Origin of the sequence: Methylosinus sp. KRF6 (assembly GCF_018887255.1) — a bacterium.
Taxonomy (GTDB): Bacteria; Pseudomonadota; Alphaproteobacteria; order Rhizobiales; family Beijerinckiaceae; genus Methylosinus; species Methylosinus sporium.
This window is the reverse complement of sequence record NZ_JAHLJF010000001.1, coordinates 2,447,912-2,472,760: the sequence shown is the minus strand read 5'-3', so window position 1 is coordinate 2,472,760 and position 24,849 is coordinate 2,447,912. Positions and strand designations below refer to the sequence as shown.

Sequence of the window (24,849 nt, the reverse complement as noted above, 5' to 3'; positions counted from 1 at the left end):
TCGGCCTTTGTGAGCCGATAGGGGATGCTATCGTCGGGCCGCTGGCGGCGCTTGCCAGGACATGCCGAAAACGCCGGACGATGGCGCGAGAGGGCAGATGCGACAAACGGGCTACACACGCGCGAGCACGCTGGGGCCGATCGCCGAGGTCGTCGGCGGCGCCGGCGGCTCGATCGAGCGCGCGTTTCGCCGCGCGGAGCTGCCGCTCGGCCTGCTCGAATCGCCGGACACGCTGCTGCCGCTGCGCGATCATTTTCGCCTGCTCGCCGCCGCCTCCCGCGAGCTGGCCGACGAAGCCTTCGCCGCCCGCCTCGGCCGCCGGACGTCGATCGCCGGCCTCGGCGTCTATGGCAAATGGGTGACACGGGCGCCGACGCTGCTCGAGGCCATCCATCGCGCCGGAGCCAGCCTGCCGCATATGCTGCAGAGCGCGACGCGGCTGGTCCTGCGGCGACAGGGCGAGGAGGCGATCTGGTCCTATGAGCTGGACGACCCCGCGACGGAAGGCCGGCCGCAGAACGAGATGCTGGCCGTCTGGTATATGATCGCCCTCGTGCGGCATTTCGCCGGCGCGCGCTGGCTGCCGCGCCGTGTGATGTTCGGCGGACTGCCGACGAGCGCGCGACGATCGATCGGCGAGCAGATGGGCGCCGACATCGTGCTCTGCGACGGCCCGGGCTCGATCGTCTTCGATCAGCGGCTGTTGATGGCCGTCAATCCGCGACTGGGCGAAGGCGATGGACTGGGCGCCGAGGAAATCGCCCGCATCTTCGACATTCCGGCGCCGGACGATCTTCCCGGCAGGATCGCCGTGCTGATCGAGCTGGAGCTGCTCGGCGGCCGCCCCACGCTCGAGACCGTCGTGCGGCGGGCCGGACTGTCGAAGCGCACGCTGCAACGACGGCTCGGCGATCTCGGACTGAGCTACGCCGATCTCCTGCGCGACACGCTCCAGCGCCGCGCGATTGGCCTGCTGCGCCGGCCGGAGCTCTCGATCACCGAGATCGCCGCGCAGCTCGGCTATAGCGATCCGGCGCATTTCACCCGCGCCTTCGAGCAATGGAGCGGCCTCGCGCCCAGCCGCTGGCGGGAATTGGCGCGAGCCGCGGAGCGATAGACCAGAGACGAAAAAGGCGGCCCGCGAGGCCGCCTTTCTCATTTTCTTCGAACGAAGCTCACTCCGTATAGGCGAGCGCCGCGGCTGGGAGCTGCCGCTCCACGCCTTTGTAGCGATCGGAGCGCTTGCCCATCATCGTCTCGAAGGCCTCGTGCACCTCGCCGACCGACTTCGGCTTCATCTTCTTGCCTTCGCGGGCGAAGAAGATGGGCTTATTGGCGCGGGCGGGCCGCGGAAGCAGCTTGGCGGCCGGCGTGTTCGGCGCCTCCTCCACCTTCGCCATGAAGCGGGCGGCGTCGTCCGGCCCCAGGAAGTGGATCAGATAGGTCTCGCCCGCCGTCAGCGGACGGCCGATGCGCTCGGCGATGCGCTCGCCGTCATGCTTCAGCATCTCGGCCGCGAACACGGCGGAGAGATACGGATCATTGCGCATGGCGAGGATTTCGGAGCGCTTCTGCGGCGCGACGCGATAGTCGCCGCCGATCGCCTGCGCCGCCGCCTCCTGGCCATGGCTGCGGCCGAACATGCGCACAGCCTTCAGCCACGTCGAATCGATGAACTGGAACAATCCGCTCGCCGAGGAGGTGCTGGCCTTGGCCTTCGGCGCGAAGCTCGACTCCTTGTCGGCGATCGCCATCAGCAGGGCAGGATCGGATCCCGTGGTGCGGGCGGCCTGCACGACGTGCTCGACAATGGCGCGGGCGACGCGCACAGGGCCGAACTGCAGCACCATCGGAGCGGCGCCGGCCACGTTTTTGTCGGCTTCGGCGTCGGCGGAGCCGGACCAAGCCTTCACCGCCTCGCCTATCGCCTCGGCGGCGTCGGCGTCGAGAGGCTGATCGGTGAGGCCGCGATTGGTCAGAAAGAACAAGGGCGGCGCCGGGCGGCTCCGCGCGCCGGCTCGCGACGCCTCCGACAATCTGAACCGGCCCCAGCCATCCGGCATAGAGAGCAACGCGGCCACCAGAGCGAAGGCGAGAGCCGTCGCTATGGCGAAAGCGCGAAGGAGCATGTGAACGGATCCGTCGGCCCCCGCGAGGGGGCGGTCCGCGTCTGCGCGGTCGAACACGGGCAGAAAGCGCGACCATTTCGGCGCCGACGCTTCGCCGCGAACGGCAGGAGCTATCGCTTCGAAAGACACTCTGTTTCATTCCTCGCTGTTGTTTGGACGAGACAGAGGCTAGCAACCGCGAGGGGCGAAAAATCGACTGCGCGCGTCACGCGCGCGTCACATTCGGCCGGCGCTCCGTATTTCCCACAAGCCTTTAAAAATGAAGCGATCGGCTACGTACGAAGCTGGTCGGCCGATTCGGCCGCCACATTTGCGCCAAATCGACACAGCCATGCTTCCGATTGAAAAAGCTCGGATTTTTCTCGAATCCTCAGAAGCTGGTCAGCTTCGCCAGCATATTGCGGATGAAATTGAACTCGGCCCCGGCCGTGGGCGTGGTGCGGCTGAGGAAGTCGACGACCTTGCCGTCCTTCAGCCCATAGTCGGCGATGCGCTGGACCTTTTTCGTCTTGTCGAAATAGACCGCGAGAATGTGCTGGTCGGCGACCTCGGGCGGCAGGAAGGCGAGCTCGCGCTGGATGCGCTGGCTCACATAGTACCAGGCGTCGCCGCCGATCGTCGATGTCGTCGAGGGCGTGCCGAGAAGAGCGAGAACCTGCGGGGCCGGCATTCCCACCTTCACCTGCGCGACCTTGCGCTCCTCGATGATGGCGCCGCGGTTGATGACGCCGTCATAGCCGAGGCACCCGCCGAGCGGCGCCGCGAGCAGAGCGAGAGCGGCGAGGCAGCGGGCCTGCCGCGAAACGACGACGAGCGAAAACCCCATGTTTCTCTCCGCGCTGGGCCTCCATGAGGCCGACCTCTATCGCGACAATGTTCGAAGCGTTTGCCTAACTCTCGGCTGGCGCGAAAGCAAGCGGCGACGCCTCCGGCGCGACCCGGAGGCTGGCGTCGGCGCGTCTTCGACCGTATCAATGGCCGGAAAATGGCGAAGCTTCCCCCAATGGGCGCGGCGCCCATCTATATTTCACCGTGGCCGGCCGAAGCGGCGACGTCGAAAAGAGTCGAGGAGCGGCGAATGAGCGACGATCTGCAATTGCCCGAAAACCCTTTCGCGCGTCCGCTCGCCGCCGTCGACGTCCCCGAGGACGGGCTCGAGCTGACCATCGCCGCCGACGCCGCCGAACGCGCGGCGCTCGCCGAGATGGATGATCTCGCAGCGCTGAATCGCCTCGAGGCGAAGCTGAAAGTGACGCGGGCGGGCCGCGGCGGATTGCGCGTCGAGGGCGAGCTCGCCGCCGATGTGCGCCAGACCTGCGTGGTGACGCTGGAAGAATTCGACGCCCGCATCGTCGAGCCGATCGACGTCTCCTTCGCGCCCGAGCCGACGCCGACCGCCTCGCCCCCGGCGGAGCGCATGTCTCGGCGCCGGCGCGAGGCGGAGCCCGTCGAGCAGAAGGAGGAGCCGCGAGCGAGCCGCCATATCGCCGATCTCGACGCGGATGCGCCGGACCCGCTGGTCGACGGCCGAATCGATCTCGGCGCCATTGTCGCGGAATTTCTGGCGCTGGCGCTCGACCCCTATCCGCGCAAGCCGGGCGCGCGCTTCGCCCTGCCCGACGAGACCGAGCCGCCAGAGGAGGCGCCGGCGAAAGTCTCGCCTTTCGCTCGCCTGCGCGACGCGCTCGGCGAAGACTCCGGCAAGCGACGCCGGAAGTAGGGAAGCGAAAGCTCCGGCAGGAATTGCTCTTGCGCTGGAGCGGCGCAAATGGCAATTCGTCAGCGGCTGGCGCCTTGGGCCGGCGGCGAGTTCGGTCCGCGACGAGCGATCGCGCGGAACCGAGAAACGAGCGGGCGCCTGGCCGCTCCGCTTCGCCGCATCTTTCGCGCGACCGGCGGCCCCGTGGGGCGGAACAATACGGGCCGCGCGGATCGTCATTCGTACGTCATTCGTAAACAATGTCGGGAGACGAGGCAGAATGGCGCAGCCCATTCGCATAGCGTTGGACGCCATGGGCGGCGATCATGGTCCGAAGATCACCATCGCCGGCGCCGCTATCGCTCACGATCGTCACCCCGACAGCAGCTTCCTGCTGTTCGGCGACGAGGCGTCGATTCGCGTCGAGCTCGCCGCGCATCCGCGCCTCGCCCGCGTCGCGACCGTCCGCCATTGCGACGTCGCCGTGCGCATGGACGACAAGCCGAGCCAGGCGCTGCGCTCCGGGCGCCGCGTCTCCTCCATGTGGCAGGCGATCGAGGCGGTGAAGAAGAACGAGGCCGATGTCGCCGTCTCGGCCGGCAACACCGGCGCGCTGATGGCCATGGCCAAGGTCTGCCTGCGCACAATGGCCAAGATCGAGCGGCCGGCGCTGGCCTGCCTGTGGCCGGCGCCGACGGCGCGCGGCTATTCCATCGTGCTCGACGTCGGCGCCTCCATCGGCGCGGACGCCCGCCATCTCGTCGATCTCGCCGTCATGGGCGCGGCGATGGCGCGCTCGCTCTTCGACATGGAGCGGCCGAGCGTCGGCCTGCTCAATGTCGGCGTCGAGGAGATAAAGGGCGTCGAGGAGGTCAAGACGGCCTCTCGCCTGCTCCGGGAGGCGGACCTTCCCGATCTCGACTATCACGGCTTCGTCGAGGGCGACGAGATCGGCAAGGGCGTCGTCGACGTGGTGGTGGTGGAAGGCTTCTCCGGCAATATCGCGCTGAAGACCGCCGAAGGCACAGCGACTCAGATCACCAATTATCTGCGCGAGGCGATCGGCCGCAGCTGGCTCGCCAAGATCGGCTATCTGCTGGCGCGCGGCGCCTTTCGCGAGCTGCGCGACAAGATCGACGTTCGCAACATCAACGGCGGCGTGTTTCTCGGCCTCGAGGGGATCGTCATCAAGAGCCATGGCGGCGCCGACGCGCTGGCCTTCGCCCGCGCGGTCGAGATCGGCTATGAGATGGCGCATCAAGGCCTGCTCTCCAAGATCCGCGACATGCTGGCCTCGAGCCGCCGCGACGACCAGGAAGCCGCTCAGTGACTCTTTCTCCGCGCCCTCTGCGCTCTGTCGTCGTCGGTCTCGGCAGCTATCTGCCGAGCCGCATCCTCACCAATGAGGAGCTCGCCGCCACTGTCGACACCAGCGACGAATGGATCACCCAGCGCACCGGCATAAAGGAGCGCCACATCGCCGCGCCCGGCGAGACCACCTCCATGCTGGGGGAGAAGGCCGCGCGCGCCGCCCTCGCCGACGCCGGCCTCGGGCCGGAGGACATCGATCTCGTCATCGTCGGAACGTCCACGCCCGATTATACTTTCCCCTCGACGGCGACGCAGATTCAGGCCGCGCTCGGCATGACGCGCGGCGCCGCCTTCGATCTTCAGGCCGTGTGCTCGGGTTTCGTCTTCGCTCTGGCGACGGCGGAGAAATTTCTGCGCTCCGGCTCGCACAAGCGCGCGCTGATCATCGGCGCGGAGACTTTCTCGCGCATTCTCGACTGGAACGACCGCACCACCTGCGTGCTGTTCGGCGACGGCGCCGGCGCCATGGTGCTGGAGGCGCGCGAGAGCGAAGGCTCGCTCGCCGAGCGCGGCATATTGACGACGCATTTGCGCTCGGACGGACGCCATCGCGCCAAATTGCATGTCGACGGCGGCCCCTCCTCCACCGGCACGGTGGGCCATTTGCGCATGGAAGGCAAGGAAGTGTTCCGCTTCGCCGTCGGCATGGTGACGGATGTCGTGACGGACGCCTTTGCGGCGACCGGCTTCACGGCGGCCGATCTCTCCTGGTTCGTGCCGCATCAGGCCAATCGCCGCATCATCGACATGTCGGCCGCAAAGCTCGGCATAGCGCCGGAAAAAGTCGTCGCCACAGTGCATTTGCACGGCAATACTTCTGCGGCCTCCATCCCCCTCGCTCTGTCGGTCGCGCGCGACGACGGCCGCATCGAACGTGACGATCTCGTGATGCTCGAGGCGGTAGGCGGCGGATTCACCTGGGGGTCGGCGCTCATCCGCTGGTGAGGCGCCACGAAATCCCGGTCCTGAAACTGCAACCTGCGCTTGATTTTCGCCGTAGTTTCTGAAAAATAATCAAATTGAGTTTTTCGCGCCTCGCGATGAGGGCCCGCTATGGCCCGTCGCGATGCTTTGCGACGAACCCTTCTCCCGCGAGAGTTGTCACAGACCAGAAAAAGAAGTCGAACTCGACGATGTTAGTTTTCGTTTTGAATCGATAAGGCCGATCATGTCACAAAATGTTTCAGAAAAAGCCCCGCCGGCAGTCGAAGACCTTTCCCGCGACGAGCGCGCCATTTCCACGAATTCGACCTCCACGAATTCGACCTCCACGACGTCGACCGCTCCGGCGCATCACACGGTGACGCGCGCCGATCTCGCCGACGCCGTCCATCGCCGCATCGGCCTCTCCCGCGCCGAGTCGGGCGAGTTCGTGGAAGCCGTGCTGTCGGAAATTTTCAACGCCATCGTTTCCGGCGACGACGTCAAGCTCTCCTCTTTCGGCTCCTTTCACATTCGCTCCAAGGGCGAGCGCGTCGGCCGCAATCCCAAGACCGGCGCCTCGGCGCCGATCACCGCGCGCCGCGTCGTGATGTTCAAGGCGTCCAATGTGCTGCGCGCGCGCATCAACGGACAACGCGCGATCGAAGATTAGAGCGCTGGTCCACCCGACGCGCTGAAAGCGCGCCTCGGAGCGCGGCCTGATCGATCGAAGGCGTCCGTTCGAAAAATCCGAGCGCTTTTCGCTTTCGCTTGCCGAGGCGATGATCGGCGACATACAAGCGCGCATGAGCGAGCGAGCCCCCGCCTCCGCGACGACGATTCGCGCGGCCGCGTCCATGCCCTCCGCCGTCTGGGCGTTGGGCGTGACCTCGCTGTTCATGGATTTCTCCTCCGAGATGATCCATGCGCTGCTGCCGGTCTATCTCGCCGGAACGCTCGGCGTCGCCATCGCCGAGATCGGCTGGATCGAAGGCGCGGCGGAAGCGACGGCGCTCGCCGTGAAAGTCGTCTCCGGCCGCGTCTCCGACATGATCGGCCGGCGCAAGGGGCTGGCGCTGTTCGGCTATGCCCTCGCCGCGGCGACCAAGCCGATCTTTCCGCTCGCCGGCGGCGCGGCGGAGGTGATCGCGGCGCGCGTTCTCGACCGTGTGGGCAAGGGATTGCGCGGGGCGCCGCGCGACGCGCTGATCGCCGACGTCACCACGCCGGAGCAGCGCGGCGCCGCCTATGGCCTGCGCCAGACGCTCGACACGGTCGGCGCCGTGATCGGCCCGCTGGCGGCGATCGGATTGATGCTGGCGACGCATGACGACACGCGCTTCGTCTTCTGGATCGCCTGCCTGCCGGCGCTGATCTGCGTACTGGTTCTCGCGATTTTCGTTCACGAGCCGGAGGAGACGCGCCCGCCCGCCACGGGGCGCAAAGCGCTGCTCGCCGGATTTTCCGAGCTGCCGTGCGCCTTCTGGCTGCTGCTCGCCTTCGGCGCGCTGCTCGCCGCCGCCCGCGTGGGCGAAGCCTTTCTGGTGCTGCGGGCGACGGGCGCCGGCTTGCGCATCGCCTTCGCGCCGCTGACGCTGGTGGCGATGTCCTTCGTCGCAATGCTCGCCGCCTATCCGGCCGGCAAGCTCGTCGATCGCTGGAGCGAGCGCCGTCTGCTCGTCGCCGCGAGCGTGACGCTGGCGATCTCCGAGGCAGCGCTCGCGGCGTCGCAGGAGCTTTCTTTCGTCTTCGTCGGGATCGCGCTCTGGGGCCTGCATATAGCGCTGGCGCAAGTGGCCTTCTCGGCTCTGGTCGCCCGCGCCGCGCCGGCGCATTTGCGCGCCACCGGCTTCGGCGTTTTCGGCCTCGCCAACGCGGTGGCGGTGATCGCCGGCAATGTCGCCTTCGGCGCGCTGGCCGAGGCGAGCGGCCAAGGCTTCGCCTATGGCTGCGCCGCTGCAGCCGCTCTGGCGCCGCTGGCGCTTCTGCCGGCCATGTCGGGAGAGGGCGAAGCTCGCCATGGCTAAAGCCCGCCAGAGCTTCGTCTGCCAGAGCTGCGGGGCGGTGACGAACCGCTGGCAGGGCCGTTGCGAATCCTGCAACGAGTGGAACACGATCGTCGAGGAGAATGGCGGCGCCGGCGGCGGCTTCGGTCCGACGGCGCGCGTCGGGCGCGGCCGGCCTTTCGCGCTCGAGGCGCTGGCCGGCGACGCGCGCCCTGCCCCACGCATCGCCACCGGAATTGAAGAATTCGACCGCGTGACCGGCGGCGGCTTCGTACCGGGCTCGGTGGCGCTGCTCGGCGGCGAGCCGGGCATCGGCAAATCGACGCTGCTGATCCAGGCCTGCGCGGCGCTGGCGCGGCGCGGCGAGCGCGTCATCTATATTTCGGGCGAGGAGGCTGCGGCCCAGGTGCGGCTGCGCGCCGAGCGGCTCGGCCTTTCCGACGCCCCGGTCGAGCTCGCCGGGGCGACGCAGGTGGAGGATATTCTCGCCACCTGCGCCAGCGGCAAGCGCGCGGCGCTGATCGTCATCGACTCCATACAGACGATGCATACGGAGGCCGCCGAATCGGCGCCCGGCACGGTGACTCAGGTGCGCGCCAGCGCCCAGGCGCTGCTGCGCCACGCCAAGCTCAGCGGATCGACGGTGATTCTCGTCGGCCATGTGACCAAGGACGGCCAGGTCGCCGGCCCGCGCGTCGTCGAGCATATGGTCGACGCCGTGCTCTCCTTCGAGGGCGACAGCGCGCATCATTTCCGCATGTTGCGCGCCTCGAAGAATCGTTTCGGCGCGACCGGCGAGATCGGCGTCTTCGAGATGACCGGCGCCGGCCTCGCCGAGGTCGCCAATCCCTCCGCCCTATTTCTCGCCGGCCGCGACGCCGCCGCGCCGGGCGCCGCCGTGCTCGCCGGCATGGAGGGCCAGCGCCCCATGCTGGTGGAGATTCAGGCGCTGGTCGCGCCCAGCTCGCTCGGCACGCCGCGACGCGCCGTCGTCGGCTTCGATTCGAATCGACTGTCGATGATTCTCGCCGTGCTCGAAGCCCATGCCGGGCTCAAGCTCGGAATGCACGACGTCTATCTCAATGTCGCCGGAGGCCTGCGCGCGGACGAGCCGGCCGCCGATCTTGCCGCGGCGGCGGCGCTGGTCTCCTCGCTGACCGGCGCGACCCTGCCCGCCGAGCTGCTGTTTTTCGGCGAGATCGCGCTCTCGGGCTCGGTCCGCCCCGTGATCCACGCCGGCGCGCGGCTGAAGGAGGCCGGCAAGCTCGGCTTTCGCCGCGCCGTGCTGCCGCAGGCCCAGCAGACGAACGAAGACGACAAAATGTCGGGAGTCGCTTTGTCGCATTGCGGCCATGTCGCCTCGCTGGTCGCCGACATTGCGAAAGATTCGGTCGGCGGGCGCGAGCGGGGCCGCGCGCCGCGGCGCGATTGACTCGCCGCGAGCCGCGTTCTGGCCGCTCGCGCCGCGCCGAAGCGCTCTCTCGTCGAACAAAGAACACGTAGTCATAGCCCGGATGAATACGCATTTTTGCTTGGCGCCCTCAACATTCACCACAGGAATGACGACGTAGAGGCAGAATAAACGGTGCAGCGTCCGGCTCGGATGGTTGCAGAAAATTAACCATGGGCAATAATGATTTCATTCAACGAATCACGCGTTTTACAGGTTTCCACGAGGCCAGACGATGCAATCTCGGGAATTTGCGGAGACGAGCAGAGAAATCGCCCGTTGGAGTGAACCACTAGTGGCGGACCGAATATTCAGCGTCTACGAGGCCTGGTTTCGCGGTCGTCGACAGATGTGGGATGCGCTCGGACGGCAGCATTGCCGCATGTGGCGCAGCCTGCTCGAGGGTGAGCCGCTGCTAGCGCGCGACGCTCGCAACGATCTCGTGCTGCTCGCCCGCCGCGCAAACATAGAAGAGCGCTCGCTCGAAGCCATAGACGAGACGGTGATGGACGAGCTCTTCCGCGTGATTCTGCGCCGCTGGCAGGGCCGCGACGAGGCCCGCCTGCACGGCATGGCGCTGATGATCGCCGCCTCCACTCTGGGCGAGATTCGCCGAGCCGCCTGAGCGCCGTTGCGGCGGTCGCCCCGCTTCGCCCGCCGCGCTTCTCGCAAATGCCGCAATCGCGGGGTTTGTAGGCCTCGCGCGCGCGGCCGCTTGTGGACAAACGGCGCCGCCCACGCCGGGACGTGACGAATTTCGGCCGCTCCCTTATACTCCGCCTCGAGATTCCGACGGCGACGGCGAACGCGCCGGCGTCGAGCTTCGGCGGCGCCTCGTGTAAGGTCCGCTCGAGCGCCGCGCGCGACCCGAGGGATTCGACGTCAGAGCGATCGACATTCGCTCCGAGCGACAAGCGAGAGCCTTTCCGATCCGATCGGATCGGCTCTGAAGAAGACGAAACACGAGAGGCCTTGCAATGCCGTCCTATCTCGATCTCGCCGTCACCATAGTGGTGCTGGTCTCGGGCCTGCTCGCGCTGCTGCGCGGCTTCACGCGCGAAGTGCTGGCCATTTTGTCCTGGGTGGCGGCCGCAGCAGCGGCCTATTATTTGCATCCGCTCGTCGTGCCTTACGTCAAGCCCTATGTCCCGAAGGACAATATCGCCCTGCTCGCGGCGGCGGCGATCGTCTTCTTCGCGACTCTGGTGGTGGTGTCGCTGTTCACCGTGAAGCTCTCGGACGTCATCCTCGACTCCAAGATCGGCGCGCTGGACCGCACTTTGGGCTTCCTCTTCGGCGCGGCGCGCGGTCTGCTTCTCGCGGTCGTGGCCTTTGTGTTCTACGCTTGGCTGGTGCCGGACGCGAGCCAGCCGGAGTGGATCAAGAACGCCCGCACCAAGCCGGTGCTGCAAGCCTCCGGCGACAAGCTGCGCGAATATCTGCCCGACGACATCGAGGGCCTCGTCGCGAAGATCAAGACCAAAAAGGCCGGCGTCGGCGCGGATGAACCGCCGGCCGAATCCGACAGCGACGCCGGCAAAGGCGACGCCGAGCCTGCGCCCGAAAAGCGCGGCGATCTTACAAATCGCTCGTCCGTCGCCACATATGGCGCGAACGAACAACAGAAACTCGACGCCCTCGTCTCGGGTCACAAGGCGCGCTGAGCGCTCGGGACGCTTCGGCGCAAATGGTGGAGTAGCGAAACATGAATGGTTCCGACCTGGACGGCGGCGGGCGTCCTTCCATGTCGAACATCGAGGCCGAATCGAACATAGAGAGAGAGCCGAACATCGAGGCCACGTCCGGCGACGACGATCTCGACGGCGATCGGCTGCGCGAATATTGCGGCGTCTTCGGCATATTCGACCATCCCGAAGCGACAGTGCTGACCGCGCTCGGGCTGCACGCCCTGCAGCACCGCGGCCAGGAGGCGGCGGGCATCGTCGCCTTCGACGGCAAGCGCTTCAATTCGGAGCGCCGCCTCGGCCTCGTCGGCGATCATTTCTCGCACGAGAGCACGATCAAGCGCCTGCCCGGCAATTCGGCGATCGGCCATGTCCGCTACGCCACCACCGGCGAGACGATCCTGCGCAATGTGCAGCCGCTGTTCGCCGAGCTCAACACGGGCGGCTTCGCCATTGGCCACAATGGCAATCTCACCAATGCGCTCACGCTTCGCCGCGATCTGATCGAGGAAGGCGCGATCTTCCAATCGACCTCCGACACGGAAGTCATTCTCCATCTCGTGGCGCGCAGCCGCAAGACGCGGCTGGTGGAGCGCTTCATCGAGGCGCTGCGCTCCATAGAGGGCGCCTATGCGCTCGTCGTGCTCTCCAACAAGAAGCTGATCGGCGCGCGCGATCCGCTCGGCATTCGCCCGCTCGTGATCGGCGAGCTGGACGGCAAATATATTCTCGCCTCGGAGACTTGCGCGCTCGACATCATCGGCGCGCGCTTCGTCCGCGACGTCGAGAATGGCGAGGTCGTCGTCATTTCGGAAGAGGGGCTCGAAAGCGTCAAGCCCTTTCCGCCGCAGCAGATGCGTCCCTGCATCTTCGAATATATTTATTTCGCGCGCCCCGACTCCATCGTGCATGGCCGGCCGGTCTATGAGGTGCGCAAGGCGATGGGCGCAGAACTCGCTCGCGAGCGCAGGATCGAGGCGGATGTCGTCGTGCCGGTGCCCGATTCCGGCGTGCCGGCGGCCATCGGCTATGCGCGCGAGTCGGGCATTCCCTTCGAGCTCGGCATCATCCGCAATCATTATGTCGGCCGCACCTTCATCCAGCCGACGCAATCCGTGCGCGAGATCGGCGTGCGCCTCAAGCACAGCGCCAATCGCTCCGTCGTCGCCGGCAAGCGCGTGATCCTCATCGACGATTCGATCGTGCGCGGCACCACTTCGGTGAAGATCGTGCAGATGATGCGCGACGCCGGCGCGCGCGAGGTGCATTTCCTGATCTCGTCGCCGCCGATCACCAATCCCGATTATTACGGGATCGACACGCCGCAGAAGGAGAAGCTGCTCGCCGCGACGCATACGCTCGAGGAGATGCGGCGATATATCGGCTCGGACAGCCTCGCTTTTCTCTCGATCGACGGCATCTACCGCGCCATGGGCGAGGACAAGCGCGATCCCGTGCGGCCGCAGTTCACCGACCATTGCTTCACGGGCGACTATCCGACGACGCTCACCGATGTGACCGAAGAGCGCGTGCGCACGCAGCTGTCGCTGCTGGCGGAAGCGAGCTGAGTCACGCGGATCGCCGGAATTGCGCTGACCAAGAACGCGCGACTCGTCACGCGCAATCTGCGCGATTTCGCCGATCTGATTTTTCAGAGATGACGAATCCTCGGAGCGAATGCGCCTGTGCGCGCAAGTCGCCGCTCCCGACTTTGTCGGGAGCGGCGCAGCCGATCGTTCACCAGCTGTATTTCAGCCCGCCCTTGCCGCCATAGCTGCGTGTCATATCCGAGAACTCGCCCTGGAAATCGACGACGAGCGCCAGGCGATCCTCGAGATAGAGCTGCGCGCCGGCCTTGATCTGCGCGAGATTATAGGCTTCCCGCGGACCGAAGACGGAGAAGCTCGCTCCCGGCAGCGCGACCAGCGTATTGGCGAGGCGTCGCTGCGGGAAGAACTCATGCACCCAAGCGACGCTGCCCGTGGGCGTGACGCGCCAGCCATTGTCGAGGCGGAAGCTGTCGGAGAAGCGCAGGCCGAGGAAGGTCGGCAGCGAGGTCGTCGACTGGCCCCGATTCGTCAGCGCCAGCGGGCTCGCCGGATTGAGGCCCTTCTCGGTGAAGGCGTCGGATTCGTAGAAGGCGACCTCCGCCGCGGCGAAGGGCGTCAGCTTCACGCGGCCGATGTCGAAGCCATGGCCAATCTCGCCGCGCGTGCGATATTCGTGCGAGGAGAAATCCGCCGTGAGCTTGTCATAGGGCAGAAAGCCGAAGCCGCCGGCCGTGCGCGTCGTCGAATTCTGAAAGACGCTGAACGTCTCGCTCAATTCGACATAAGAGCGGCCGAAGAGACGGCTCGTATAGACGCCGCCGTGGAAAGCGGTGATCTCGCCGCTGCTCTGCTGCGACGCGACCGAAAAATTCGACGAGCTGCCGCCGGCCGCGACGCCGACGAGCCAATCGGGATCGATCTGATAATCGAGACCGATGATTCCGCCATAGTAATTGGCCTTGGCGGAAGGCGCTCCGAGGCCGGCGTCGGACGAGGTGTCCACCGCGCCGCCGAAGAAGGAGCCCCAGGCGCGCCAAGTGCGGGTGAAGACCGGCGGGCTCTTCACGGCGATCGGACCTTTGCGCGATTGGAGCTTCGCATAGTTGAGCGCACCGGCGACGCTCTCGCGCGAGGTGATTCCGGTGACATCGCTGGTCTCGGCGGAGCGCCAGAAGGCGGCCTGATCGGCGATCGCCGAGCTCGCCAGCGCGCCGACATGGATCGCCGTCGATTGCGCGCCCGCGAGGCCGGCGCCGCTCAGCGTGTCGAACACCGATTGCGCGCCCTGCGCGCTCTGCAGATAGAGCGTGTTGAACAGGCTCGCGCCGGCCGCGCCATAGGGGCCCTTGCTCGCCGCCGTCAGCGCATTGGCCACAGCGAACTGATTGGCGCTCGCCGCCACTGCGCCGAAGGCGAGATCATTGCGGTTCAAGCTCAGATAGACATTATTCGCGTCATAGCCGAGCCGCGGCGTCAGAAAGGCGAGATTGGTTCCGACGCTGGAGAAGGCGCCGCTCAGCCCGCCCTGCGCGTTCAGGATCGGGTAGGACGTGCTCGGCAGATAGAGGCCGGAGCCGGCGAGAACATTCACCGAGCCATTGAGCGCGGCCGTCCCCGTGACATTGGTCCGATCCGCGAGCAGAGGCGTCGCGCGCACCGAATAGATCGAGCCCGGCTGGAAGGCGAGCGCGCCTTTGACGGTCAGCGTCCCGATCGCGTCCACAGCGCCGGGCGCGAGCGTTCCGCCCGAATTCACCGTCACATTGCCGACCGTGCCGGCGCCGGCCAGTGTTCCGCCCGAATTTACCATGCTCGCCGAGACGATGGAGCCGCCGACTTCCAGCATGCCGCCATTGACGATGGTGGGGCCGGCGTAAGTGTCGGCTCCGGTGAGCTTCAGACGGCCGGTTCCGTTCAATGTGAGGCCGCCCGCGCCGGAAATGTCATTGTTCCAGGAATCGCTCGCGTTGAAGCCGCCGAGCGCCGCATTCATCGTCACCGAGACTTGCGAGCCGAAGGAGCCATAGCCATCCGCCGCGGCGAAGAGATTGAGCCGCGCATAGCCCGAGGGGTCGTCGAGCGGCTGGCCGGAGGGGAGCTCCGTCGTGGCCAGCACGTCGCGCTGCTGGTCCTTGGTCAGATAGGGAAAGCGGCTGGCGATCAGCACTTCCGCGCCGACGGGAACGACCGGCGCCAGATTGGTGGGGCCGACCGGCGAGAGGCCATAGGTCAGCCAATAGGTGTAATTGGCCTTGTCCGTCGCGATATTGCTGAAGCGATCGGTCGCCGAGGTCGCGGCGCAAGCGGCGATCCCGCCGGAGCATGTGCTCAGCAGCGCGCGAAGATCGTTCTGCGCGGCGGCAAAGAGCGCCGGGAAATCGCTGGTCGTGGTGATGGTTCCGCCGAGCAGGCCCGGCACGGTCCGATTGGCGTAATCGGGATTGCCGTTCAATATCTGCACCAGATCATAATAGGTCTGGATGCGCGCGCCGATGACGTCGAGCGGATAATGCGCGCCGAGCACGATGCGGCTGTTGCCGAATTCGGCGCCGCGCGTGATGAGCTGCTGATAGCGCTCGGGAACCATGATCGCGAGCAGCAGGCTCGAGGTGAAGCCATAGGTCGAATGGCCGCTCGGGAAGGAGGCGTTGCTCTTGAGCGTCGGCAGGATCGCCGTGGCGGAATTGGTCGAGACGCCGAAATAGTCATTGGCGACGAAGGTCTGAATCTGCGTCGGCGCCACCTGCGCCGGACGGCTGTCGCCCACGGTGTTGGCGTTGGCGAGCAGCGGATTATAGGCCTTGTCATAGACATTGAACTGGCCGCCGGCCGGCAGCGAGACGCCGACCGCCTGATGCGCCGGATTTCCGTCCGTGCTGCCATTGGCGAAATAATTCTTGGTGAAGGCGGAGTCGCCCGCCGTGATCAGCGTGTTGACCTGGGCGAAGAGGCTGGAGAAATTCGCCGAGAGGGTGGTCGCCGTGTAATTCGGCGCCACGGAATTCTTCGTCGCGAAGGTCGTGAAGAGATTGGAGCCGAGCCCATCCGCCACCGACATGCCATTCTGCATCGAGCCGACGAGCGAGGCGATCGTATTGTCGGAAATCGCCTGCGCCCGCACTGCGGCGGAAGAATTATTGTTGATGCCGATCGCCGTGGCGAGATTTTGATCGAGCACAGTGACGCCGGCCGGCGTGTTGCCGAGCAGGCTGAATCCGGAGAGGAGATTGGCGTTGGCGATATTGGTCGCCGATTGCGCCATGGCGGCATGAGGCGCAATGCCGAAAGCGCCGGCGAAAGCCGCCGAAGCCAAGAGACGTCTCTTCATTTTTGTCGTTCTCCTCATGAGCTTAGCTAGAGCTTTGCTGCTTGTTTGCCCCTATTGCTCCTTCGTGTATGCCTGATGACATCGGGGCCGCGACGGCGCGGCCCCGCTCTTGCTTCGTCGCGATCAGAAAGGCCCCCGATGACGCCGGAAGCAGACGACAAACGCCTCTACGCCCCCGCCGCCGCGCGCAATCGCGGGCCGATCCTCGAGGTGCTGCGCGAGGAGCTGCCGGCGGAAGGGCTCGTGCTGGAGATCGCCAGCGGCACGGGCGAGCATTCCGCGCATTTCGCCGCCGCTCTGCCGGGGCTCGTCTTCCAGCCCACGGACCGCGACCAAAGAGCGCGGGAGAGCGTCGCGGCCTGGGTCGCGGCGACGGGGCTTCCCAATCTCCGCGCGCCGCTCGCGCTGGATGCGACGCAGCAGCCATGGCCTCTCACAAAGGCCGACGCGATCGTCTGCATCAACATGATTCATATCTCGCCCTGGGAGTCGACCGAGAGCCTCTTCGCCACGGCGGCGGCGATGCTGCCGGAGGGGGCGCCGGTCTGCCTCTACGGCCCCTATAAGCGCGGCGGCGCCCATACTGCGCCGAGCAATGAGGAGTTCGACGCCAGCCTGCGCGCGAGCAATCCCGCCTGGGGCGTGCGCGACATTGAGACGGTGATCGCCTGCGCGCAGAAAAACGGGTTTTCCGAGCCGCGCATCGTGGAAATGCCGGCCAATAATCTGACCCTCGTGTTTCGCCTGCTCCGTGCTAGATAGGCGCTCATGACAGCGCCCGCCCGCGAGCCGATGACGATAGCGGACTTCCTCGCCTGGTCGGAGCGGCATGAGGAAGGCCATTATGAGCTCGTCGATGGCGAGATCGTCCCCTTGCCGCGCGCGCCGTCGGAGCATGTGGCGGCCAAGGGCAAGATCTGGCGCGCTATCGCCGAAGCTCTCGCGCGCGCCGGAGCGCCCTGCGAGGCCTATGTCGGCGGCCTCGGCGTCGCGGTGGATGCGCATAACGTCTATGAGCCCGACATTCTGGTGAATTGCGGCGCTCCCATCGCGACGGAAGAGACGCTCGCCCCCGCCCCCGTCATCATCGTCGCGGTTCCCGCGCCGTCCTCCGACACGATCGGCGAGAGCGTGAGGCGGGAGGGCTATTTCCGTGTGGCGAGCGTCGCCCATTATCTCATCGTCGATCTCGCCCGCCGCGCCGTGACGCATTGCCGCCGTGACGGCGGGTCGGCGTTGCGAGAAGAGACCGTGACCGAAGGGTCGATCCGGCTCGATCCGCCGGGACTCGACCTCGCGCTGAAGGATATTTTCGCATGACTCTGGAAGGCCGCGTCGCCCTCGTCACCGGCGCCTCGCGCGGCATAGGCCGCGCGCTCGCCGTCGCTCTCGCGCGCGAGGGCGCGCATGTCGTCGCGCTGGCGCGCGGGCAAGGCGCGCTCGAATTCCTCTATGACGAGATCGTCGGCTTCGGCGGCCAGGCGACCATCGTCCCGCTCGACGTCGCCGAGTTCGACAATCTCGACCGGCTCGGCGCCTGCATTCACGAGCGCTGGAAGAAGCTCGACATTCTCGTCGGCAACGCCGGCCTGCTCGGCCCGGTGACGCCACTGCCGCATGTCGATCCGCCGCAATGGAGCCGTCTCTTCGACGTGAATGTCACCGCCAATTGGCGGCTCATTCGCGCAATGGATGTTCTCTTGCGCTCGTCCGACGCGGGACGCGCGGTGTTCGTCACCTCCGGCGCGGCGCATCGCATCAAGCCCTATTGGGGGCCTTACGCCGTCACCAAAGCGGCGCTGAACGCGCTCGGCCGCACTTACGCCGCCGAGACGCAGAACACCTCACAAGTGAAGGTGATGCTGGCCAATCCCGGCCCGCTGCGCACGCAAATGCGCGCCGCCGCAATGCCGGGCGAAGATCCGATGACGCTGCGCACGCCCGAGGAATTGGCGCCCAAGCTCGTCGCTCTGTGCCGCCCGGATTGGAGCGAGACCGGCAAGCTCTACGACTTTCCAACCGACAGCCTCATCGATTTCGACTGAACGCCCATCCGAGCGCATCTCGTGCTCGGCCGCCGTGGGAGAATGCGCCTTCGCACAAGGCCGCGCTCGCCCTTGCGGCGCAGGCTTTTTCATCCGATCTTAGCGGCCGGGGCGGGAGCGATCGGAGAGGAAAAGCAAGCGTGTCGCAGGCACTTCCCGTCGTGACCGAGCGGCCGATGACGGAGGCCGACCGCGCCGCTCTGCGAGCGGCGGTCGAAATTCTGGAGCGCGAGAGCTTCGCCCAGCGGCTCACCGCGCTCGCCGGACGGCAGATCGGCTTCGCCGGCCGCATCATTCCCACAGCCTTGCAGGAAGTGGCCGCGAGCGCGACCCGCCGCGGCATCAAATCGGCCCTGCGCGTCGCGATCTCGAGCCTCGATCCCGCCGCCCCGGCGCGCGACGCCTCGCGGCTGCATCTGCGCCTCGCCGCGGCGAGCGGCGCGATCGGCGGCGCCATCGGCCTCGCCAGCCTACCGATCGAGCTGCCGGTCTCCACCGTCATCATGCTGCGCTCGATCGCCGACATCGCCCGCAGCGAGGGCGAGGACCTCGCCGATCCAGAGGCGACGATCGCCTGTCTGCAGGTCTTCGCGCTCGGCGGCCATGCGGAGGAAGGCAACATCCTCGAGGGCGGCTATCTCGCCATTCGCGGCCTGCTCGCCAAAACGGTGAGCGACGCCGCGCATTATGTCGCCGCGACCGCGGTCGCCGACGAGACGGCGCCGGTGCTGGCGCGGCTCATCGCGCAAATTTCGACGCGTTTCGGCGTCGTCGTCTCGCAAAAGGCCGCGGCGCAGGCGGCGCCCGTGCTCGGCGCTCTCGGCGGGGCGGCGGTCAATATCGCCTTCACACGGCATTTCCAGTCGCTGGCGCGCGGCCATTTCACCGTGCGGCGATTGGAGCGCGCCTATGGCCGCGAGATCGTCTTTGGCGAATATGCGCGCTTGGCAGGGCGCGCGGCGGCCGCTTGATCGGCGAGTAGCGAATAGCGAGTAGCGAGTAGAGCTTCTTACTATTCGCTACTCGCTATTCGCTATTCGCTACTTCGCCACTTCCGCCGGATGCAGCGCGCGCCAGAGATTTTCCACCTGGCTCAGCGTGCCGATATTGGCCTCGTTCTCCTCGAGCAGAATGGCGTCGGCCTCTTCCGCGCTGGCGCGCAGCTCGGTGAGATCGGCCGGCCGCCGCTCGCCATTGCCGGTCTCGCCGGGCGCGGTGTGATAGCGGACGAGATCGAAGTCTTCATTGGCGAGCCGCATGGAGAACCAATAATCGATCTGCGGCGGACAAGGCGCCTGCGCGAGCGAGACGATGATCTCGCGCACGAAGCTGCCGCCGAGCGCGAGCAGCCTGGGCGCGCGCGCGCATTGCGCCTTCGCATCGGGCGCGCGCAGAATCGTCGCGACGGGATAATGCGGATCGGGCCAGAGAAGATTGAGCAGATCGAGCAGATCGCGATCCGCTCCCACGGCGACATTGTCGCGGCGCCAGTCGAAATCGAAGAGGCCGAGGCCCGCCTCATCGCCGATGAGGCGCGTCGCCTCGCGTGTCGCGAGCGCGGCGCCGAGCAGATTCCAATGCGTGCCGCCGCGCGGGAAAAAGTCGATGTCGAAATCCTTTTTTCGCGCCTCCAGCAGCGCCGGCGAATCGACGAAGCGCAGCCCGCGCGCCTCTAGCGCCGCGCGATAGGGCGTGAGCTTGTCGATGGTTCCGCGCGCCTGCGCCGGGCATTTCATTCCGGCGGGAAAATATTGCGGATATTGCGAGGCCTTGGATGGCGAAATCACATAGGCGAAACCTTTTCCGCGCGCATGGGCGGCGGCCTCGTTCTCGGCGACGCGCTGCGCCCAGCGTGAGAGCGTCGGCTCGCTCGGCGGCGCATCGCGGCGGCAGAATTCATCGATATAGAAACGCTCGAACAATTGCGCGTCGCGCCCGATGACGAGGCCGCTCGCTCCCGAGGCGCCGAACAGCGAATAGAGCAGCTGATTGCGCGCGCGCACCGCGAAGGGAAACACCGGCAGCGATTGCGCGAGATTGTCGGAGAAGCTCTTCTGCGTCTCGCCGGAGAGGATTTTGCCGAGCGAAACCTCCGTCGGCGCCGGCTTGGCGACGCCGGCGAGCGGATTCGCGCTGCGCAGCCGCAGTTTCGGATAGTCGCGCTCGACCGCGTAATTCCATAGGCTCGCGAGAAAGAAGAACAGGACGGCGCCGGCGGCGGCGTAGATGGGCGAGCGATGCAGAAGCGTGCGGCGCATCGTTTTAGAACCGGAAATAGATGAAGGGCTTGAACGGATCGGCGAGGCCCTTGCCGACGGCGCAGACGAAGAGCAGCGCGAGAAAAGCGTTGAGCGCAAAGGCGTGGCGCTGTGCCAGCAGGCTCGAGGAGAGCCTGTCGCCGAAGGAGAGATAGAGCCGCTGCGAAAGGCAGATCGCGGCCGCTAGAGCGAGCGCGACGAAGTGATAGGCGGGAATGGCGACCGGCTCGGCGCCGCCCGCGAGAGGCCGCGCCATTGCGAGGTAGAAGGCGCCCGCCTGCTCGAGGGAAGAAGCGCGAAACACGGTCCAGCCGATCGTCACCACGACGAAAGTCAGAAGATTGGCGAGGAAGACCGGGCGGCGCTTCAGCCAATCGAGCAGGAACAGCCGATCGAGCACCAGGAAGAGGCCATTATAGGCGCCCCAGGCGACATAGGTCCAAGCCGCGCCGTGCCACAGGCCCGAGGCGAGGAAGCAGAGCCAGAGATTGACCTGCGTGCGCGTTTCGCCGCGCCGATTGCCGCCGAGCGGAATGTAGAGATAGTCGCGAATCCAGGAGGTGAGCGACATGTGCCAGCGGCGCCAGAATTCGCTGACGCTCGCCGCCACATAGGGCATGTCGAAATTCTCCTGCAGACGAAAGCCGAACATGCGCGCGAGGCCGATCGCCATGTCGGAATAGCCGGAGAAATCGAAATAGATCTGGAAGGTGAAGAACAGCACGCCAGCCCATGCGTCGAGAAAGCCGATGCGCGACGCGTCTTGCGAGAAGACGAGATCGGCGCCGCCGGCCAGCGTGTCGGCGATGAGCAGCTTCTTGCCGACGCCGAGCATGAAGCGCGCGAAACCTTCAGTGAAATCCTCGCTGGTCGCATGGCGGAACCGCGCCAATTGCTCGGCGATATCGTGATATTTGACGATCGGCCCGGCGAGCAGCTTGGGAAAGAAGAACACATAGAAAGCGTAGAGCGAGAGGCTCTGCGCCGGCGCGGTGGCGCCGCGATGCACATCGACGAGAAAGGTGATCTTCTCGAAGACGATGAAGGAGACGCCGATCGGCAGCGCGACCGAGGCGAAGGCGAGCCCCGGCATGGTGAGCGCGCGCAAGATCACGTCGAGATTGGCGACGAGAAAGCCCGCATATTTGAAATAGACGAGCAGGCCGAGATTGGCCGAGACGCCGAGCGCGAGCCAGAGCTTGCGCGATTTCTGCTCGGGCGGAAGCGCCGCTATCCGACGCGCGATGAAGACATCGGCGAAAGCGGAGCCGAGCACGACAAAGACGAAGAGCGGCTCGCTCCAGGCGTAGAAGAAAAGACTCGCCGCGAGCAGAATGGCGAGACGCGCGCCGCGATCGCCGCCGACGAGCAGATAGAGGCCATAGACCGCGGGAGCGAAGAGAAACAGAAACAGCGGTTCATAAAAGAGCATCCTCTCGTCCGCGGCCCTTTCCCTCGTGAAGGTCTGCGTCTTAGCAGAGTGGCGGGGCGCGAACAATCGGCGGCGCCAGCGTAAGCTCGGCGTCGGCGTCGGCTGGCGCATCGCCCCCCGCGCTCTATCTGCCTCCGCGACGCTCGCCCAGCGGAGGCCGGGATGGATCTCGACTATCTCGTCTCGGCCTTTGTGACGCTGCTCGTCGTCGTCGAGCCGCTCGGCCTCGCGCCGGTCTTCGTCGCCGCGACATCGGGGCTCGAGGCGCGGACGAAGCGCGCGATCGCCTTTCGCGCCGCCGTCTATGCGCTGGCTATTCTCGCGGGCTCGGCGCTGATCGGCCAGCGGCTGCTCGGCGCGATGGGCATTTCCATTCCCGCCTTCCGTATTGCGGGCGGATTTCTCTTATTTTCGATCGCTTCGGAAATGGTGTTCGGCGTGCGCATTCAGCGCGATTCCAAAGCGGCGGAAAAGGCCCTCGCCGAGCATGTGCACAATATCGCCGCCTATCCGCTGGCGATTCCGCTAATGGCCGGCCCCGGCGCGATCACCGCGACCGTGCTGCTGGCCAGCGACGCCCATGGCAGCGTGACGCTGATTGCGAGCCTGATCGCGGTGATCGCCGCGATAATGGCGATTTGTCTGATCTTCTGCCTGATCGCGGGAGAGGTGGCGCAATTCTTCGGCACGGCGGCCAATGTCGTGCTGACGCGATTGCTGGGCGTCCTGCTCGCCGCCCTCGCCGTGCAATTCGTGGCCGATGGCGTGCGGGCGTTTCTGCAGGTGTGAACGACGACGCGATCTCTCGGGATCGCGTCGCCGTCTCGCGTCAGTGGTGGACGTCCGCCCAGATCTTGCGCTTGGTGAAATACACCAGGAAGGACAGGACGATCAGGAAGCCGACCACCTTCAGGCCGATCGACTTGCGCTCCTCGAGATGCGGCTCGGCGGCCCACATCAGGAAAGCGCTGACATCCTTCGCATATTGGGCCGCCGTCTGCGGCGTTCCATCATCATAGGTCACGGCGCCGTCCGAGAGTGGCGGCGGCATGCCGGTGCGGCGGCCGGGCATGTAGAGGTTGTAATATTGGCCGGGCGCCAGCTCGACGCCCTGCGGCGCATCCACATAGCCGGTGAGCAGAGCGACGATATAATCGACGCCATGCTCCTGATAGGAGAAGCCGGGCAAAGCGTCGGCGAGGAACAGCGGGAAGCCGCGCGAATAGCCGCGCGCCTTGGCGAGAACCGACATGTCCGGCGGATAGGCGCCGTTGAGCGCCGCCCGCGCCGCCTGCTCATTGGGGAAGGGCGGCGGGACGCGGTCGCTGAGCCGGCCGGGGCGCTCGAAATAATCGCCGGCGTCGTTGGGGCCGTCCTTGATCTTATAGCTCTCGGCCAGCGCCTTGGCCTCCGCCTCGGAGATCTCCGGCCCGCCCTTCTCGGCGAAATTGCGGAAGGCGAGGCGCGAGATCGAGTGGCAGCTCGAGCAGACCTCCCTATAGACCTTGTAGCCGCGGCGCAGCTGCGCATTGTCGTAATGGCCGAAGGCGCCGGCGAAGCTCCATTCCTGCCGCGGCGGCTTGGGCTGCGAATGCGCGCCGCCCTCCTCGGCCACAGCGACGCCCGCCGCGCTGGCCAGGGCCGCCGCCATAATGATCGATTTCATGATCGATGCTCTCTGTCGCGCGTCACGCATGGGGCTTCTCCTCCGTGGCGGCCTCGCCGAGAGAAGCGGCGATCGACCGCGGCTCCGGCAGGGTCTGCTCATATTTGCCGAGCAGCGGCAGCACGACGAGGAAGTGCAGGAAGTAATAGGCCATCAATATGCGGGCGGCGATGAGATAGACGCCCTCCGCCGGCTGCGCGCCGAGATAGCCGAGGCCGACCGCGACGAAGACGAAGACCCAGTAGAACTTCTTGAAGGCCGGACGATAGACGCCCGAGCGCACCTTCGACGTGTCGAGCCAGGGCAGCGCCGCCACGATGAGGATCGAGGCGAACAGCGCGATGACGCCGATCAGCTTGTTGGGAATGGCGCGCAGGATCGCGTAGAAGGGCAGGAAATACCATTCCGGCACGATATGCGGCGGCGTCACCAGCGGATTGGCCTCGATGTAATTGTCGGGATGGCCCGTGTAATTCGGCACGAAGAAGGTGAGCCATGCGAAGAGCCCGACGAAGACCACGAGGCCGACGGCGTCCTTCAGCGTCGCATAGGGCGTGAAGGGCACGGTCTCCTTCTTGATATCCTTGACCTCGACGCCGGTCGGATTGTTCTGCCCCGTCACATGCAGCGCCCAGACATGCAGGCCGACGATGGCCACGATGACGAAGGGCAAGAGATAATGCAGCGCGAAGAAGCGGTTGAGCGTAGCGTTGTCGACCGAATAGCCGCCGAGCAGCCAGGTGGTGATGGAATTGCCCACATAGGGAATGGCGGTGAAGAGATTGGTGATCACCGTCGCGGCCCAGAAGGACATTTGCCCCCAGGGGAGCACATAGCCCAGGAAGCCGGTCGCCATCATCAGCATGAAGATCACGACGCCGAGGATCCACAGCACCTCGCGCGGCTCCTTGTAGGAGCCGTAATACATGCCGCGAAAGATGTGGATATAGACGGCGAGGAAGAACATCGAGGCGCCATTGGCGTGCGCATAGCGCAGCGCCCAGCCCCAATTCACATCGCGCATGATGTGCTCGATCGAATCGAAGGCGAGCGTCGTCTCCGGCGTGTAATGCATCGCCAGAACGATGCCGGTCACGATCTGCGCGACCAGCATGAAGGAGAGGATCGCGCCGAAGGTCCAAAGATAGTTGAGATTCTTCGGAACGGGATAGGCGACGAAGGATTCGTGGATGAAGCCGAGGATCGGCAGGCGCCGCTCGAGCCAGCGCGCAAAGCCGCTCTTCGGCGTGTAAGTCGAATGTCCGGTCATGAATGTCGTCTCGGAGGTTGGGACGGCGACGGGGCCGCG

At 66.1% G+C, this 24,849-nt stretch carries 22 protein-coding genes; 15 read left to right on the top strand and 7 right to left on the bottom strand.

All coding sequences use genetic code 11. The features are described from left to right. Positions 1 to 97 precede the first annotated feature (97 nt). Complete coding sequence (locus tag KP010_RS11920; RefSeq protein ID WP_142863142.1) at positions 98 to 1,117, top strand: AraC family transcriptional regulator; 1,020 nt, start codon at positions 98 to 100, stop codon at positions 1,115 to 1,117. Positions 1,118 to 1,175: 58 nt separating this feature from the next. Here the strand turns inward: KP010_RS11920 and KP010_RS11915 are convergent, their stop codons facing one another. Both KP010_RS11915 and KP010_RS11910 read right to left on the bottom strand, forming a co-directional pair. Then, complete coding sequence (locus tag KP010_RS11915; protein WP_253203609.1) at positions 1,176 to 2,129, bottom strand: transglycosylase SLT domain-containing protein; 954 nt, start codon at positions 2,127 to 2,129, stop codon at positions 1,176 to 1,178. Positions 2,130 to 2,499: 370 nt separating this feature from the next. Continuing rightward, on the bottom strand, positions 2,500 to 2,955 hold the full coding sequence (locus KP010_RS11910) for an outer membrane protein assembly factor BamE (RefSeq protein WP_142863144.1): 456 nt from the start codon (positions 2,953 to 2,955) through the stop codon (positions 2,500 to 2,502). Between the two features lie 252 nt (positions 2,956 to 3,207). On the opposite strand from KP010_RS11910, the gene KP010_RS11905 reads away from it, so the two are divergent. The 9 genes from KP010_RS11905 (at position 3,208) to purF (ending at position 12,829) form a co-directional block, all read left to right on the top strand. Next, positions 3,208 to 3,849, top strand: a complete 642-nt coding sequence (locus KP010_RS11905; RefSeq protein WP_246659863.1) for a DUF177 domain-containing protein — start codon at positions 3,208 to 3,210, stop codon at positions 3,847 to 3,849. Between the two features lie 259 nt (positions 3,850 to 4,108). Next, on the top strand, positions 4,109 to 5,158 hold the full coding sequence (plsX, locus tag KP010_RS11900) for a phosphate acyltransferase PlsX (protein ID WP_142863145.1): 1,050 nt from the start codon (positions 4,109 to 4,111) through the stop codon (positions 5,156 to 5,158). After that, a complete protein-coding gene (locus tag KP010_RS11895; RefSeq protein WP_142863146.1) occupies positions 5,155 to 6,144 on the top strand; it encodes a beta-ketoacyl-ACP synthase III in 990 nt (329 codons plus the stop codon). The genes plsX and KP010_RS11895 overlap by 4 nt, the downstream gene beginning before the upstream one ends. Positions 6,145 to 6,433: 289 nt before the next feature. Then, on the top strand, positions 6,434 to 6,793 hold the full coding sequence (locus KP010_RS11890; protein WP_370464688.1) for an integration host factor subunit alpha: 360 nt from the start codon (positions 6,434 to 6,436) through the stop codon (positions 6,791 to 6,793). Between the two features lie 133 nt (positions 6,794 to 6,926). Further along, entirely contained in the window at positions 6,927 to 8,147 is a 1,221-nt protein-coding gene (locus KP010_RS11885; RefSeq protein ID WP_246659671.1) for an MFS transporter, read from the top strand. Further along, the gene (gene radA / locus KP010_RS11880; RefSeq protein WP_108918125.1) at positions 8,140 to 9,558 is read left to right on the top strand and encodes a DNA repair protein RadA; all 1,419 of its coding nucleotides are present in this window, start codon (positions 8,140 to 8,142) and stop codon (positions 9,556 to 9,558) included. The genes KP010_RS11885 and radA overlap by 8 nt, the downstream gene beginning before the upstream one ends. 313 nt (positions 9,559 to 9,871) lie before the next feature. After that, positions 9,872 to 10,201 carry a hypothetical protein gene (locus tag KP010_RS11875; RefSeq protein ID WP_244620582.1) on the top strand — a complete coding sequence of 110 codons (330 nt, stop codon included), beginning with the start codon at positions 9,872 to 9,874 and terminating at the stop codon, positions 10,199 to 10,201. Positions 10,202 to 10,553: 352 nt separating this feature from the next. Then, complete coding sequence (locus KP010_RS11870; protein ID WP_142861482.1) at positions 10,554 to 11,240, top strand: CvpA family protein; 687 nt, start codon at positions 10,554 to 10,556, stop codon at positions 11,238 to 11,240. A gap of 80 nt (positions 11,241 to 11,320) precedes the next feature. Then, positions 11,321 to 12,829, top strand: coding sequence for an amidophosphoribosyltransferase (gene purF, locus KP010_RS11865; protein ID WP_108917492.1), 1,509 nt, complete (start codon positions 11,321 to 11,323; stop codon positions 12,827 to 12,829). A gap of 169 nt (positions 12,830 to 12,998) precedes the next feature. Here the strand turns inward: purF and KP010_RS11860 are convergent, their stop codons facing one another. Then, entirely contained in the window at positions 12,999 to 16,139 is a 3,141-nt protein-coding gene (locus KP010_RS11860) for an autotransporter domain-containing protein (protein WP_216280909.1), read from the bottom strand. Positions 16,140 to 16,277: 138 nt separating this feature from the next. Between KP010_RS11860 and KP010_RS11855 the strand changes: the two genes are divergently transcribed. The 4 genes from KP010_RS11855 to KP010_RS11840 all read left to right on the top strand — a co-directional run bounded on the left by KP010_RS11855 (position 16,278) and on the right by KP010_RS11840 (position 19,155). Beyond that, positions 16,278 to 16,901, top strand: a complete 624-nt coding sequence (locus KP010_RS11855) for a DUF938 domain-containing protein (RefSeq protein ID WP_216280908.1) — start codon at positions 16,278 to 16,280, stop codon at positions 16,899 to 16,901. A 6-nt stretch (positions 16,902 to 16,907) separates the two neighbouring features. Then, a complete protein-coding gene (locus KP010_RS11850) occupies positions 16,908 to 17,459 on the top strand; it encodes a Uma2 family endonuclease (RefSeq protein ID WP_142861485.1) in 552 nt (183 codons plus the stop codon). Then, positions 17,456 to 18,184 (top strand): SDR family NAD(P)-dependent oxidoreductase, encoded by a 729-nt coding sequence (locus KP010_RS11845; protein WP_142861486.1) that lies wholly within the window; start codon positions 17,456 to 17,458, stop codon positions 18,182 to 18,184. Before KP010_RS11850 ends, KP010_RS11845 begins: the two co-directional genes overlap by 4 nt. A 176-nt stretch (positions 18,185 to 18,360) precedes the next feature. Next, positions 18,361 to 19,155, top strand: a complete 795-nt coding sequence (locus tag KP010_RS11840; protein WP_246659678.1) for an EcsC family protein — start codon at positions 18,361 to 18,363, stop codon at positions 19,153 to 19,155. A gap of 69 nt (positions 19,156 to 19,224) precedes the next feature. Here KP010_RS11840 and KP010_RS11835 read toward each other — a convergent pair whose 3' ends face one another. Together KP010_RS11835 and KP010_RS11830 are read right to left on the bottom strand one after the other, a co-directional pair. Then, positions 19,225 to 20,442: an alginate O-acetyltransferase gene (locus tag KP010_RS11835; RefSeq protein WP_142861487.1), complete on the bottom strand. Its 1,218-nt coding sequence runs from the start codon at positions 20,440 to 20,442 to the stop codon at positions 19,225 to 19,227. 4 nt (positions 20,443 to 20,446) lie between these two features. Next, positions 20,447 to 21,874, bottom strand: coding sequence for an MBOAT family protein (locus tag KP010_RS11830; RefSeq protein WP_216280907.1), 1,428 nt, complete (start codon positions 21,872 to 21,874; stop codon positions 20,447 to 20,449). Between the two features lie 162 nt (positions 21,875 to 22,036). Here KP010_RS11830 and KP010_RS11825 point away from each other — a divergent pair, with 162 nt between their 5' ends. Next, positions 22,037 to 22,663, top strand: coding sequence for a MarC family protein (locus tag KP010_RS11825; protein WP_142861489.1), 627 nt, complete (start codon positions 22,037 to 22,039; stop codon positions 22,661 to 22,663). A gap of 40 nt (positions 22,664 to 22,703) precedes the next feature. Here KP010_RS11825 and KP010_RS11820 read toward each other — a convergent pair whose 3' ends face one another. After that, positions 22,704 to 23,540: a cytochrome c1 gene (locus tag KP010_RS11820; protein WP_246659672.1), complete on the bottom strand. Its 837-nt coding sequence runs from the start codon at positions 23,538 to 23,540 to the stop codon at positions 22,704 to 22,706. Between the two features lie 22 nt (positions 23,541 to 23,562). Further along, positions 23,563 to 24,810, bottom strand: coding sequence for a cytochrome b/b6 (locus tag KP010_RS11815; protein ID WP_142861491.1), 1,248 nt, complete (start codon positions 24,808 to 24,810; stop codon positions 23,563 to 23,565). Between the last annotated feature and the right edge of the window lie 39 nt (positions 24,811 to 24,849).

What these genes read in the sequence shown, in the direction of transcription:
- KP010_RS11920 (WP_142863142.1), top strand. Translation starts at nt 98, where the DNA reads ATGCGACAAACGGGCTACACACGCGCGAGCACGCTGGGGCCGATCGCC.
- KP010_RS11915 (WP_253203609.1), bottom strand. Translation starts at nt 2,129, where the DNA reads ATGCTCCTTCGCGCTTTCGCCATAGCGACGGCTCTCGCCTTCGCTCTG.
- KP010_RS11910 (WP_142863144.1), bottom strand. Translation starts at nt 2,955, where the DNA reads ATGGGGTTTTCGCTCGTCGTCGTTTCGCGGCAGGCCCGCTGCCTCGCC.
- KP010_RS11905 (WP_246659863.1), top strand. Translation starts at nt 3,208, where the DNA reads ATGAGCGACGATCTGCAATTGCCCGAAAACCCTTTCGCGCGTCCGCTC.
- plsX (WP_142863145.1), top strand. Translation starts at nt 4,109, where the DNA reads ATGGCGCAGCCCATTCGCATAGCGTTGGACGCCATGGGCGGCGATCAT.
- KP010_RS11885 (WP_246659671.1), top strand. Translation starts at nt 6,927, where the DNA reads ATGAGCGAGCGAGCCCCCGCCTCCGCGACGACGATTCGCGCGGCCGCG.
- radA (WP_108918125.1), top strand. Translation starts at nt 8,140, where the DNA reads ATGGCTAAAGCCCGCCAGAGCTTCGTCTGCCAGAGCTGCGGGGCGGTG.
- KP010_RS11870 (WP_142861482.1), top strand. Translation starts at nt 10,554, where the DNA reads ATGCCGTCCTATCTCGATCTCGCCGTCACCATAGTGGTGCTGGTCTCG.
- purF (WP_108917492.1), top strand. Translation starts at nt 11,321, where the DNA reads ATGTCGAACATCGAGGCCGAATCGAACATAGAGAGAGAGCCGAACATC.
- KP010_RS11860 (WP_216280909.1), bottom strand. Translation starts at nt 16,139, where the DNA reads ATGAAGAGACGTCTCTTGGCTTCGGCGGCTTTCGCCGGCGCTTTCGGC.
- KP010_RS11855 (WP_216280908.1), top strand. Translation starts at nt 16,278, where the DNA reads ATGACGCCGGAAGCAGACGACAAACGCCTCTACGCCCCCGCCGCCGCG.
- KP010_RS11850 (WP_142861485.1), top strand. Translation starts at nt 16,908, where the DNA reads ATGACAGCGCCCGCCCGCGAGCCGATGACGATAGCGGACTTCCTCGCC.
- KP010_RS11845 (WP_142861486.1), top strand. Translation starts at nt 17,456, where the DNA reads ATGACTCTGGAAGGCCGCGTCGCCCTCGTCACCGGCGCCTCGCGCGGC.
- KP010_RS11840 (WP_246659678.1), top strand. Translation starts at nt 18,361, where the DNA reads ATGACGGAGGCCGACCGCGCCGCTCTGCGAGCGGCGGTCGAAATTCTG.
- KP010_RS11835 (WP_142861487.1), bottom strand. Translation starts at nt 20,442, where the DNA reads ATGCGCCGCACGCTTCTGCATCGCTCGCCCATCTACGCCGCCGCCGGC.
- KP010_RS11830 (WP_216280907.1), bottom strand. Translation starts at nt 21,874, where the DNA reads ATGCTCTTTTATGAACCGCTGTTTCTGTTTCTCTTCGCTCCCGCGGTC.
- KP010_RS11825 (WP_142861489.1), top strand. Translation starts at nt 22,037, where the DNA reads ATGGATCTCGACTATCTCGTCTCGGCCTTTGTGACGCTGCTCGTCGTC.
- KP010_RS11820 (WP_246659672.1), bottom strand. Translation starts at nt 23,540, where the DNA reads ATGAAATCGATCATTATGGCGGCGGCCCTGGCCAGCGCGGCGGGCGTC.
- KP010_RS11815 (WP_142861491.1), bottom strand. Translation starts at nt 24,810, where the DNA reads ATGACCGGACATTCGACTTACACGCCGAAGAGCGGCTTTGCGCGCTGG.